Below are 13014 nucleotides of genomic sequence, written 5' to 3'. Positions count from 1 at the left end.
AATGGCAAATCTAGCAAGGATGTGGTCAAATTGATTAAATTATTAATTGCCGACGACGAAGCTCTTGTCTGTATCGGCTTGCAATCTATGCTGAAATGGGAGCAATATAATATAGAGATTGTCGGTATCGCGCACAACGGTGCCCAAGAAGAAGAGATGATTGACACTCTCCGCCCGGACATCGTAATCAGCGATATCAAAATGCCAATTAAGAGCGGTTTAGAGGTTGCCGCTTCGATACGCCAAAAATATGGTCGACTTCCGCTATTCATTATGTTGACTAGTTATGAAGAATTTCAATATGCACGCGCAGCTATAGAGGTGCAGGCCACGGATTATCTAGTAAAGCTGGAACTTACTCCGGAAGCACTGGCCGAATCCATCCGAAAGGCCATTTCCTTTCTAGAGAGTTACCAGACGATGGAAAGCTACCCAAAGCTTGTTCACCGCGGCAACCTTCAGGCGCAGCGTGATAAATTCTTCATCCGTCTGTTTAATAACCTGTTCGAGAATAAGAACCAGTATCTCCTGCAGAAAGAGGATTTGGCGTTAGAGTTTTCCGAGCCCGCCTACCTGGTCTGTACTTGCCGCATTCTAGGCCCAGACACTGTCCCTCCCCGTGGAGATAAGCTGGTTGCCTTATGCTCAAGCACTGTACAAATGGCAAAGGACACGCTTACTTCTATACAACCCTGCTATGTCACCAGTCTTGACTTACGTAATTTCGCCGTTGCTCTACCTGTCCCCGAAGTCAATCCCCGTCACTGGATGTCTGACATTGAGAAGCAACTTACCGACATGGCATCCGTATTACATAACTATTTCAATGTAACGATTATTGGTGCCATAGGGTTTGCCGTCGAGGACCCTTATTTAATGCGGGAGAGCTACCTAGCAGCTCGAAAGGCATTGCCAGTTGCCGTGCAAGAACGGTCTTTTGTTTTCTTCGATGAGAATGAACCTCTAGAGCAGGAACATCCGTTGTTTGATTTCTCTGAATCTCGTTCGGAAATCCGCCGTGCTTTTGAAGAACTAGATACCCTTGCTTTATACACCATCATCTCCAAGATGATTGAAATCTTCGAAGACCGATCTGACTTACTGGTGCCCGCCACTGATGCTGCCTGCAATATTCTGTATATGGCCACTTCGCTTCTTGCGGATGGAGAAAACATTGTAGAGCATATCTTTGAAAATGAACCGGAAGGCTACCGGGCCATCTATCAGATGCATACAATTGAAGAGATCGCCGGCTGGTTGATTCAGTTCCGTGATGGCTGCTCGGAAATTCTCTCTACTCGAAGACAAAGCTATAAAGAACAAATCGTCAAAAATGTCCAGGAATACATCAAAAGAAATCTCGGCACTAAGCTTTCACTGAATCAAGTAGCAGATGTCTTCAATTTCAGTCCAAACTATTTGAGCCATCTGTTCTCCAAAGTCGCTAAGGTCAATTATGTAGAATATATCACGGAGACTAAAATCACTGTGGCCAAGGAAATGATGATGCGCGGTGAAGGTCGTATTTACGAAATTTCCCAAAAACTCGGTTATGAAAGTGCCTTCTATTTCAGTAAGGTCTTCAAGAAAGTGACGGGGATCTCACCCAGAGAATATATGCAACAAATTGAAGCAGGCTGATAGTGATCGCCGGCCCCTCCAAAAAGCAACAGCATTCTTTAGCAATAATAGTGACACTCCTTCCGACAACAAAAAATCTCGTTTCCAAGACAAATATCTAGGAAACGAGATTTTTATCGTAAACACAAGTAACTATTTCATTTGAGCTTGTTCTTCTCGAGTAGGACCAATTACGCCAGGTACACGAAGACCTGCTTGACGTAAGAGAACAGTCATTTGACCACGATGATGTGTCTGGTGATCTATAAGCGATCTAAGCATTGCACCACGAGGCATTAATCCAGCAAAAGTCTGTACACTCTCAACCATTTGCTCGTCCGTTAATTTCTCAACCTCAGAAGCAATATTAGCCGCGATATTCTTATACGCTTCAACAATCACAGCCGCATGAGCCGGAACTTCCTTCGGATTGCCTACTGGAGTAAGTGTTAACCCTACCTGACCACCAAAAAACATCGGACAGGTTGCCAAGTGCCAACCTAACCATCCCAATGAGTTGTGACCTTCAACAATTACCTGATCTAATTTGTCATCGGTAAGTGATTCAAGAACGCGAATTGTCCCTGCAGAAGCGCTTGCCCATTCTCCTAGAAAATCTTGAACTGTTCTGTACATTTGAAATCCCCTTTATTGGTCGTTAAATAACGATTACTTAGTCATACCAATTAAATTATAACCTGTCACAGGTCCTGTTACAAATAATATAAAGGACCCACGTATTTTTCACTTAACTTGAGAAAAAGGGGACTTTCAGAGTATTCATGATTTTCGCATAATAAAATCTGGTCTATGGTTTGGGATGTTACATTTCTACTCGATTAAATCGCAATCTGAAAGTATTTCCGGTTTATGGCGCATGCTATCCAAATTGGTTATTTTACGGATTACTTTACACGGTACACCTGCAGCAAAAGAATTTTCTGGGATATCCTGAGTCACGACACTACCTGCACCTATTACGCATCGATCACCAATCGTAACACCTCCACATACAGTTACATTTGCTGAGAGCCAAACATCGTTACCAATGCTAACAGGCTTAGCATAGCATAAAGACGCAGCATCACCATTTTGATCAAGCATTTGTCTACGCTCGGAGGCAACGAATGGGTGAATAGGCGTAACGATGGTTACATTAGGTCCAAAACTCACATGATCACCTATCGTAACCTGTGCATCATCCTGGACTGTAAGGTTATAGTTTCCAAAAAAATGATCACCAATTTTTGTATGAACACCATAATGAAAAAAAATGGGACCCTGGATAAAACAATGCTCCCCTATGCTATCAAGTAACTGTGACAATATCGCTTCCCGCTCCTCTGTCTGATCCTCAAATGTTCGGCTATATTGACTACTCAAATTGTGGGCGAGAAGCTTTTTACGCTTTAGTTCTATGTTACCTGGATTGTATAATATCCCTTTGAATATTCGTTCTTCTTCTGTCAAATTGTTCACCTCTTTTAGTTTTTAGACAGTAAGTTCAATTTGAATATTTTCTGGCCCTAAAATACTGCTTTCATAATATCCGTCACCTGTGGTCCGTGGTCCACTTAACGTTCTAAATCCCGCTTCTGCCAATTGCTTGGTTAGCAGATCGACTTGTTCCTTACTGCCTAAGCTGAAAGCAAAATGAGTTAAGCCCGTCCGCAAGAGATCATGAACTCCTTCTACCATATCCGGTCTGCTCATAATCTCCAATCTCGCGCCGCCCTCAAATGTGAGAAAATAGGTTCTTAATCCCGTTTTGGGATTATGGTATTGTCGATTTGACTTCGCATTAAAGAATTGACTATAAAATTGTCTGCAGCTTTCTAAATCTTGTACATACATAGCAATATGTTCAATTTTCATAAAAATCTCCTTTCCGTCCCTACATGTATTAGTTTTGAACATAATTCCTCGTAATATCGTTAAGCCATTTAAATTTAAAATAACGCATTAAGGCAATCGGGGCTTTAATAACCTCGTCTAAATTGATGATAATAAATATCGTTAGAGGGGAGAGATGCCACACAAACGCACTCATGTATCCTAATGGTAATATGATGCCCCACATTACAATCGTGTCACACCAAAAGCCAAATCTAGAATCTCCTCCAGCAACAAATATTCCTCCAATCGTCGTGGAGTTTATCGATTTCGGAATACAACAATAAGCACAGACAAGAAGCATTCCACTCAAATATATTTGTGCTTGATCATCCAAATTAACAAGTAGAAACACTATAGGCTTCAGTAATAGCAAAGTAATACCTGCAACGATGCCAAACAAGATAGCATATACATTTAATATTTTCCCAGCTCTTTTAGCCATTTCAATTTCGCCATTGCCTAGATATTTACCAACAAGTACGGAGCCACCACTTGCAATACCTCCACATAATACAATGACCAGATTCTTAACGACCGAGGCAACTGAATTTGCAGCGACCATATCTGCATTGATATGTCCAATAATTGCAGATGTCACAGTTAATGCGCATCCCCAAACAATATAATTTCCTTGGACGGGTAGTGTATACCTCAAAAAATCCTTAATCAAATTACGCTGAACCATGTCACGTAAAGGTAACCTAAACTTTATATTTGATTTGATCGAGTGGATGATACAGCAACCAAATTCAACGATACGTGCCAAAACTGTAGAGAAAGCAACTGCCACTATAGCCTTTTCTGAATTACCCGGATAAAGTATGAAAATACTTATTACATTCAAGAGAATGTTCAATATAAGACACATAGAACTGATCCAGGCACTCACACGGGCATTTTCCATGCTTCTAATGACACTAAAGTACATTTGAGATATTCCGCTTATCAGATAGGAGAACGAGATCACTCGCAAGAAACTCGATCCATATTGAATTAACTCGACGTCATTTGTGAAAAATCGCATTAATTGATCCGGCATCAACAGCGATATCCCAAAAAAGATAGCGGATATAATAATAGACATCGTACATCCAATACTAAAGACTCGTTCAATTGTCATTAAATCTTTCTTTCCCCAATACTGTGCAGTCAAAATCCCTACACCTGCTGCCAATCCCATGTAAAACAGTGTTAAAACAAATGTAATTTGCCCAGCCAACGATACAGCAGACATTGTAGACTGGTTTATAAAACCTAACATGAATATATCTATTGTCACGGCTAACGATGAAATGAGGTTTTGTAAAGCAATCGGAATGACCAAATTAAGCAATTGACGATTGAAATGCTTATCTCTCATCTCAAACGTGCTTCTTCATCCAGATCTTCCTTAGTGATCTCTTTGTCTTTGTAATAGTATTTTTGGTCGTGTTCATTAATGGTGCGCATCACCCTGCATGGATTACCAACAGCAATAGAGTTAGCCGGAATATCTTTTGTTACAACACTGCCGGCACCAATAACGGTATTTTCTCCAATTGTGACCCCTGGACAAATTGTAACATTCGCCCCGATCCAACAATTGTTCTCAATTTTCACCGGATCAGCATACATATATCCTCTGTAATCTGGATGGATTGGATGTCCCACTGTAGCAATCGTTACAGATGGACCGAACATAACATTTTTTCCGATAATAATTTTAGTGTCGTCAACAAAATTACAATTAAAATTAATGTACGTTCCATCTCCAATCTCAATGTTCGTACCATAGCAAAAGTAAAAGGGCGGCTCGATCCACACCTTTGTTTCTTTACCAAATATCTCTTGCATGAGTTGTGTACGTTTTTCTAGATTATCTGGCGCTGTTATATTAAAGGCATGCATTCTTCTTTTTGCCTGTAGTCTGTCTTCAGGCAGTCCTTCACAGTAATCAGTAAATAGTTTACCGGAGGCAATACGTTCTCTCATCGTCATATTTCTGGCTCCTTATAATATCTTTTGGATTTTGTATTATTGTCGAGCAATATCAAAATTGTATAATTTCTTAGTAGTCCTATCCACCGAAATCAAATATAATTCTATTAAAATCGTATTTTGTTTGAGGGAGATGTGATTGTGAGTGCAGAGCTGGAAGTATTCTCTGATTTATCGGAAGAACTAAATTATAATCTTCCTGATTTTCCACTATACGTACGAAAAGGAGCACTTAATCATTTCGATAAATATGCAGCAGCATGCCATTGGCATCCGGACTTGGAATTTATTTTAGTGCTAGATGGGGAGATGGAGTATTTTGTAAACGGAGAAATTGTACTGATTGAACGAGGTAACGGAATATTCGTTAATAGCAAGCGTATGCATTATGGTTTCTCCTCCAATAAATTGGATTGTACATTCATTGTCGTTGCTGTTCATCCTTCACTACTCGGAATAAACACACATGTAGGCAAAGTATATTGGGATGAGAAATTCGGTTCTAATACTGAAGACTATATTATGATTACTTCGCAAAGCACGTGGGGAAAGGACATCCTGCATTCCTTACATCGGATTTATGAAGAAATGAACAGCACTCCCTGCAACCCACTACGCCTTCTTTCACTGGCTACATCACTTTGTGCAGACGTCGGAGATCATATACAGAGGGTTCCTGGGCAGATAAATGATGACCAGTCATGGATTGCCGTTTGGAAAATGACGGGATTTATTCATCATCATTTTGACCTTAGAGTAACCCTGAATGACATCGCTACCGCTGGGTCTGTTTGCAGGAGCAGATGTTGCGAGTTGTTTGGCACATACATTGGCCAAACGCCTAATACTTACCTAGTGCGATATCGTATTCAAAAGAGCTCCGAGATGCTGGTAGGAACTAATCGATCGATTAGTGAAATTGCGATGAACTGCGGATTTCAAAGTGCGAGCTATTTTTCATCAGTTTTTCGTAATGAGACTGGATTGACGCCTCAGAATTACCGAAAGAAATCTCGAACACCTTCCCATTCAAATTAACTTATTGACGGGCGCTTCCCAAGAATAGCTTATTTTTCGGTTTGGCATTCGCGATCTCAAATCCACCCTCGCGAATGCCAAAGAAGCCAGTAATTCCAAAGATATCTTGGGTTATTGGCTTCTTTCAATTCGGAAATCTACTTCACTAATATTCTGCCAAATCTAATTTTCCACACCTATTTTTGCTTTTTCAATGTTCGCAACGGTTCCACCATCTACTCGTAAGTCAATGCCAGTAATATAAGAAGCATCATCACTCAGTAAAAATGCAATAGCTGTTGCAATCTCAGAAGCTTCGCCTTCGCGGCGTAACGGTGTAATATCAAGCATTAATTTCATCTCTTTTTGTTTATCTGCTTCTTGGCGACCCATTGCTGTATTGATTGTTCCAGGTGATAGTGACGTAATGCGGGCTCCTCTTTCTCCCCATACCCATGCCTGATCTTCAACAATTAATTGCACACCCAATTTAGATAGCGTATAAGCTGCTCCTGAGTTCCCTTGTGCAAATTGCTCCATGGTTTCCACGACATTTTCTGCTAATGGTTGTTTTAATACTTCCACATAAGGGCCTTGACGAGGTGCCATATAACCACTCATGGAAGAGATACAAACAACTGCAGTTCCTTCTGTAGCGAGTGGTAGAAACGCTTCTAACACAATACCTGTACCGACTAGGTTAACTGCTGTAATCCGCTTTGAATCCGCCATTGTAGGGGAAAGACCCGCTGTATGTACTAGCCCTTTTAACGTACCTAATTCAGACGCTCTTTTCGCTAAAGCAGCAACGTTTTCTTTTGAAGTAATATCAACGGTTTGGTAGTATACTTCTGTAATACCTTTTGCATTAAGTTCTTCTTTCGTTTGAATCAAGCGTTCTTCCGATATATCTGCTAATAGAACAGTCCCTTTTTTCCCAACGATTTCAGCAGTTGCTTTCCCCATTCCACCCAATCCACCTGTGATTACATACACATATTTTGTCATTTCGCAACCTCCAAAATCATATTTGATTGTATTATAATCGCTTTCATTAAAGCCATAACGAGACAATTTCGATATAAATGTCTAGAGGAGTGTCACAATTGAGAACAGCAAAAGAAGCAATATGTGAAGCATTTTTAGAGTTGTTAAGTGAGCAAAGTTTTCAAGATCTTTCTGTAAAAGAAATTGTTCAAAGAGCACAGATTTCTCGTTCTACCTTTTATTTGCATTTCACTGATAAGTTTGAACTAATGGAGTATGTGAGAAAAACTCTTAATGACCTATTTTTATCTTTTTACAAACAAGACTCTTTATTAAAAGACACACCAAGTACCCCTTATTTCTTATGTAGACATATTTTAAAATATCGCTCATTTTATGTGATTGAATTTGGTAATGCAGATGAAATCAGAAAATTGTCTGATCAGCTGGCGGCGCATTTATTGAGTGCCTTTGGAGATCAGGATTATGCAATCTTCGCTAGTTATGGCACCATAGGATACCTAAGTTTTTGGGTGAGGAATGATTTCGTAATTAGTCCGGGGGAAGCAGCGGAAAAGCTATTGAAAATCGGGTTCACCGATTGGACCTATAATTTAAAAATGAAATTAACTTGAAAGAAGCCAGTAATTCCAAAGTAACCTTTGGCTTACTGGCTTCGTTCATTATAATCAAGATACGACGTATGATTCACCTAAAATACGCTTAATACTGTATGACCCCTCTATCATTTCCGTGGCTATAAATGACTCCATATCACTAGATTCAATATCATACAACACTTCAATTTCCTTGGAGAACAAAATGTTTCCTTCCTTGATAAGTTCAGAGAGAGGTGGAACATTTCCAGCTTTTACATCACCATTGTAAACTTGTTGAAGTCCGTCGACATAGGCTTCTAATGATCGTGCCCCCACAATTTTAACACCTTTATTTTCTTCATTCACCAAGATAATGGTTGGAAATCCACTTACACCAAGTCTGCCTGCTAACTCAAAATCCTGCTCTAACAAATCTTGTGCCGACCCAAGAGCAGCATTCGCCACTATTTCTTCGCCATTTAGCCCAATGTTGTTGACTATATCAACTAATGTTTTCTCCTCTCCAATATTCTGATTGAAGGCAAATACAGCTTCTCTTGCCTGACGCAAAAACTCATTTTCTTTACCCGGATATATATTTTGTATAACCTTGTATACTCTAGATGGCGGGTACGAAGAAAGAATCGGATTATTTTTCCACAAAGAACCATCGATAGGCATACGTGAATGTAAACCGACTTCTCTCCAATGCTCCGCAACATCTGAAGGCTGTTGAATGCCATTGGAGACATCTGCAAAACCATGCCAGCTAGAAAGCAAACCACCCATAATCGTCTTCACGTTAAAATATTGACCATACTGCAGAATAAAACGATTGAGTACCGGCTCAAGCGCCCAACAGTGGGAACAGATCGGATCTGTTGCATAGTAAAGTGTGATTTTGGGGGACTGTAGATTAAAGTCGATCATTTTCATTTGCTCTTCATCCCCTGGCCCACAGACACCGGTTTTAACGTCACACATCATATTTGAATTATTCATATATAAATCACCTTTCGCTGGAGAATCAAAGAAAGTGCCCTCTTGTAGAAGTTCTTTGTATGGGAGTATTATAATACCAATACAAATTCAAACAAGTACGTTTATTTTTAATACTAAGTATCTTTAATAATACTATTGGACAGGAGTTATGTATGAAATACGAATTTAGACTTGATCAATTATGTCCTGCAACCTTTGCATTCCATGTAATCAGCGGAAAGTGGAACCTCCCGATCCTAGCCATTCTAAGTGAGAACGACAACATACGCTATAACGAGTTAAAAAGAAGACTGCATGGAATAACAGGGACTACCTTAACCAACTCACTGAGGGATCTTATAGAATATGGAATCATTCATCGGGAGCAGTATAACGAAGTGCCACCAAGAGTTGAGTATTCTCTGACTTCATCTGGAAAAGAATTAGTGCCTTTAATTGAATCCGTTGTTGAATGGGGACAAAGAAATATTGGGGTGAAGGATAATTCCTAGAATGCTTTCTCACTCCTATTCCTGAATCTCCAAATGCATATACGAAGGCGCTTCATCCCAAGGAACGCTATATCCCGCTCCCTTTGCACAGAACATAGAACTGGAGGTGTACTCAGGATCAGCGCTGCGGTCGTATCCAATCCTTGCGATGACCTGTTCTGGGTTATGACATGGCTGATAACCGCCTAACTTCATCGAGATTGCTCCCTTTCCCTTCGTGAATGAAGCAAGCTCTACTGCATAATGCATGAACGTCGCGACAGGCGCACGTCCCTGAATAAACATCGATTCACCTAGCATTTCTGGCGGATCAAATTCACCATGGGCCAGCTGTATATCAGACATTACGCGTCCGATGAGCTCTGCATCGACTTTGATTTTGAATTGATAATAGGGTTCCAGTAGAATTTTGTTCGCTTGCTCCAATCCCTGCCGCAGTGCCCGCAGTGTCGCCTCCCGAAAGTCACCGCCATGAGTGTGCTTCTGATGCGCTGCCCCGGTTAAAAGCGTTATATACAGATCGGTGACGGGAGAGCCGGTAAGAACTCCACGATGGTCCTTTTCAAGTAAATGCTGACCGACGAGATGCTGGTACCCTGTGCTGAGCTGCTCCACATGGCATGTACTGCGATATGTAATTCCCTCACCACGTTTCGAGGGCACAAGCCGGAGATGCACCTCTGCATAATGCTTAAGAGGTTCGAAATGCCCACAACCAATCACAATGTCTGCGATCGTCTCTTTGTATAATATCTCTGGCTTGGAGAACGATACCTTGAGCTGGAAACGGTCTAACACCACCTGCTGAAGTACCTCTAGCTGGATCATTCCCATCACATGAACATGAATCTCCTCCAGCTTGTCCTCCCATGTCACTTGCAGCGTAGGGTCTTCGGCTTGCAGGATCATGAAATAGCGTAGCACTTCTCTGGATGATATCCCCAAATTGAATACAACTTTGGATTTCAACGCTGACACAAGACGGGATTCTACTTGATCTGAATGATTACCTATACCCAGTCCAATGGCTGCATCAGTTAGGCCCGTAACGGCAACAAGCTGTCCCGCGGAGGCCTCATCGCATGAAGTATATTTCCCCCCATGATAGATACGAATAGAAGTGATTTTCTGGCTTAACTCCTCATGTTCTGAAGTGCTATAGCAGAGATCCTCCCGTACCCGTAACTTTCCAGCTAATATCTTCATAAAAGTCAGTCGCGTGCCTTGCAGCTCATGACGCACCTTATATACTCGTGCCCCGAACACTGCGTTTACTTCATAAGTCGATTCCATTAGTAGTTGCATCGTCTGCATCCATTCCGCAATCCCCTGATCCAATAGAGCTGCTCCACTCATAACGGGAAAAACCACCCGTTCTTTAACCATTTGTTTCAGCGTAGCCAACACCTGCCCAGGATAAATGTTGTCTTCGAGATATGCCTCCATCAAGGTTTCATCTCGCTCAGCAACGGCGGTAATGACCTCTTCAGGCAGCACGCTCTGATCTAGACCTTTTGCCAAATACAACATATCCGGCGAAAATTGCTGCCTTAACGCTTTTAGCACACGCTGGACGTCAGCACCGGTACGATCTATTTTGTTAATAAATATAAAAGTGGGTATGCCATATTCCTGTAGCAATTGCCAGACCGTCTCAGTATGCCCTTCAATGCCCTCCACAGCACTTAAGATGACTACCGCATAATCCATGACCTGTAAAGCGCGCTCCATCTCAGCTGAAAAATCGACATGCCCCGGTGTGTCAATGAGCTGATACGATTGTTCGTTATATTTCATCACCGCCTGGTCAGCAAAAATCGTTATCCCCCGTGCCCGCTCCATCTCATGACTATCCAAAAAGGCATCCTGATGATCGACTCTCCCCCGAGTCTTAATTCCGGAAGCATGGTATAGGAGCTGCTCTGCGAAGGTGGTTTTGCCGGCATCAACATGTGCTAGCAGTCCGATGGTGATTGGTGATGCTTCTGACAGTTTACAATACATATTCTACCATCCATTCAGTCAATCTGTTATATAAGAATCGTAGCCGAAATCTAGTAGCTTGTACAGAATCTCTCACCACCTACAGCATGCGATAACGCCCGAAGATCCATAATATCCAATGACATAACCATCCTCGATGAAGGATTTAGCTAGAATAATATGCAAGAAAGACACTAGACAAGCTATTGAGATGATGATCATGTCCCTATTAACTTATAAAAAACCGGTAACCCTTAACAGAAAGGATTACCGGCTCAATGAATAGTAAGTTTTTGTGGTTTTTCATTTTAAACGAGAATTCACTGTTAGAAAATTCAATGCGATAACGTTAATATTTCTAATCTCCTTAAAACAATTAATCATCTACTCTCTAGACTCAACAGCTTTTTATCTAGAAATGCCTTTACATCTTTAGCGAGCTGAATGGATGCTTCAATTTCCAACTTAGTTGTTGAAACACTTTCAATGCTGCATCCAATTGGAATTCCCTTCTCCAGCCCGAACTCAAATAGTTCTTCAAATATTTTTTGAGATAGCTGAATTGATTTATCCAAAATGTCGTTCGAGTATTTCAACTCGTTTTCTAACCATCCCGGGATACTGATCCCCAACCATTTCATAAATTGTAATGTTTTCGCTGTGCCACATGGTGCAAGATTAAATAAAATAGGAACCATTTCAAAACCCTTATTTGTATAGTAATAATATAAATCAGACAATAAATTCTTTGACGCCTCTACATTATAAGTTGCCTGAGTGATAAAAAAGTTGCATCCATTGTTAATCTTTTCGACAACCCGTATATGCTCATCATTCTTTTTTATATGTCTTTCAGGAATGACAACTCCTCCAAAATTCAAATTGCTATTTAACTGTTTGCTTAGCTTATAAGCATCTGGTAAATTCAATTTCACCTCTTGCTTACTTGATGAAGCGCCCACATACACTGAAAATCTGTCTTCACTTTCGTCAGTCTTAATCCAATCCGCGAACGAAGCTCTTGTATCATTACCGACGCACCGATAAATTATTTTCGGGACCTCCACTTGTCTTAGATATTTATCACCATAGACAGCCGGATCAATCGTTGGTAAATATGGGTAAGGTCTTTCATGATCAACTCTTTCTGCTTCCTCCTGGACGTCGTAAAGAATTAAAGCATCTAAATCAACGTTTTTAAGTCTTTCAACCTGTTTCTGTGCAATTTCTGATATCTTTTCTTGTGAATGGCTTGCCTTCGGTGGTGTCATCCCATATGTTAAAATACCAGGTTTCTTGCTCAATATTTTTTGTTTAAATGTACTCTCTGCCGCTCCCAAAATAAAAAACTCCTCTACACGTCTCTTTTAAGTTAAGGCTACCATGGCAGGCTTAATATGTATAACTTATATTTACTATATCTAGTTATATTTTAAAGCTAT

At 40.7% G+C, this 13014-nt stretch carries 13 protein-coding genes; 4 read left to right on the top strand and 9 right to left on the bottom strand.

Going from position 1 to position 13014, the window contains the following annotated elements; all coding sequences use genetic code 11:
- The first annotated feature begins 30 nt into the window (after positions 1–30).
- Positions 31–1641, top strand: a complete 1611-nt coding sequence (locus MHI27_RS10655; protein WP_405176211.1) for a response regulator — start codon at positions 31–33, stop codon at positions 1639–1641.
- Between the two features lie 132 nt (positions 1642–1773).
- On the opposite strand, the gene MHI27_RS10650 is transcribed toward MHI27_RS10655, so the two are convergent.
- The 5 genes from MHI27_RS10650 to MHI27_RS10630 form a co-directional block, all read right to left on the bottom strand.
- Positions 1774–2256, bottom strand: coding sequence for a DinB family protein (locus tag MHI27_RS10650; protein WP_042186968.1), 483 nt, complete (start codon positions 2254–2256; stop codon positions 1774–1776).
- Positions 2257–2451: 195 nt separating this feature from the next.
- Positions 2452–3099 (bottom strand): sugar O-acetyltransferase, encoded by a 648-nt coding sequence (locus tag MHI27_RS10645; RefSeq protein ID WP_405176210.1) that lies wholly within the window; start codon positions 3097–3099, stop codon positions 2452–2454.
- 12 nt (positions 3100–3111) lie between these two features.
- Positions 3112–3495: a VOC family protein gene (locus MHI27_RS10640; RefSeq protein ID WP_405176209.1), complete on the bottom strand. Its 384-nt coding sequence runs from the start codon at positions 3493–3495 to the stop codon at positions 3112–3114.
- Between the two features lie 28 nt (positions 3496–3523).
- Positions 3524–4876: an MATE family efflux transporter gene (locus tag MHI27_RS10635; RefSeq protein ID WP_042186961.1), complete on the bottom strand. Its 1353-nt coding sequence runs from the start codon at positions 4874–4876 to the stop codon at positions 3524–3526.
- On the bottom strand, positions 4873–5493 hold the full coding sequence (locus MHI27_RS10630) for a DapH/DapD/GlmU-related protein (protein WP_042186958.1): 621 nt from the start codon (positions 5491–5493) through the stop codon (positions 4873–4875). Before MHI27_RS10630 ends, MHI27_RS10635 begins: the two co-directional genes overlap by 4 nt.
- A 141-nt stretch (positions 5494–5634) precedes the next feature.
- Here MHI27_RS10630 and MHI27_RS10625 point away from each other — a divergent pair, with 141 nt between their 5' ends.
- Positions 5635–6531 (top strand): helix-turn-helix domain-containing protein, encoded by an 897-nt coding sequence (locus MHI27_RS10625; RefSeq protein WP_405176208.1) that lies wholly within the window; start codon positions 5635–5637, stop codon positions 6529–6531.
- 162 nt (positions 6532–6693) lie between these two features.
- Here the strand turns inward: MHI27_RS10625 and MHI27_RS10620 are convergent, their stop codons facing one another.
- On the bottom strand, positions 6694–7518 hold the full coding sequence (locus MHI27_RS10620) for an SDR family oxidoreductase (RefSeq protein WP_405176207.1): 825 nt from the start codon (positions 7516–7518) through the stop codon (positions 6694–6696).
- A gap of 98 nt (positions 7519–7616) precedes the next feature.
- Between MHI27_RS10620 and MHI27_RS10615 the strand changes: the two genes are divergently transcribed.
- Complete coding sequence (locus tag MHI27_RS10615; RefSeq protein WP_405176206.1) at positions 7617–8132, top strand: TetR/AcrR family transcriptional regulator; 516 nt, start codon at positions 7617–7619, stop codon at positions 8130–8132.
- 54 nt (positions 8133–8186) lie between these two features.
- Here MHI27_RS10615 and MHI27_RS10610 read toward each other — a convergent pair whose 3' ends face one another.
- Positions 8187–9098, bottom strand: a complete 912-nt coding sequence (locus MHI27_RS10610; RefSeq protein ID WP_405176205.1) for a DsbA family protein — start codon at positions 9096–9098, stop codon at positions 8187–8189.
- 152 nt (positions 9099–9250) lie between these two features.
- On the opposite strand from MHI27_RS10610, the gene MHI27_RS10605 reads away from it, so the two are divergent.
- Positions 9251–9589, top strand: coding sequence for a helix-turn-helix domain-containing protein (locus MHI27_RS10605; RefSeq protein WP_042126439.1), 339 nt, complete (start codon positions 9251–9253; stop codon positions 9587–9589).
- Positions 9590–9604: 15 nt separating this feature from the next.
- Here the strand turns inward: MHI27_RS10605 and MHI27_RS10600 are convergent, their stop codons facing one another.
- A complete protein-coding gene (locus MHI27_RS10600) occupies positions 9605–11593 on the bottom strand; it encodes a GTP-binding protein (RefSeq protein ID WP_405176204.1) in 1989 nt (662 codons plus the stop codon).
- 359 nt (positions 11594–11952) lie between these two features.
- Positions 11953–12912 carry a methylenetetrahydrofolate reductase gene (locus MHI27_RS10595; protein ID WP_405176203.1) on the bottom strand — a complete coding sequence of 320 codons (960 nt, stop codon included), beginning with the start codon at positions 12910–12912 and terminating at the stop codon, positions 11953–11955.
- Positions 12913–13014: the final 102 nt, after the last annotated feature.

The organism is Paenibacillus sp. FSL H8-0261 (genome assembly GCF_045040645.1).
Classification (GTDB): Bacteria; Bacillota; Bacilli; order Paenibacillales; family Paenibacillaceae; genus Paenibacillus_AQ.
Note: the sequence above shows the minus strand (reverse complement) of the source record. Positions and strands in the feature narration are given on the sequence as shown.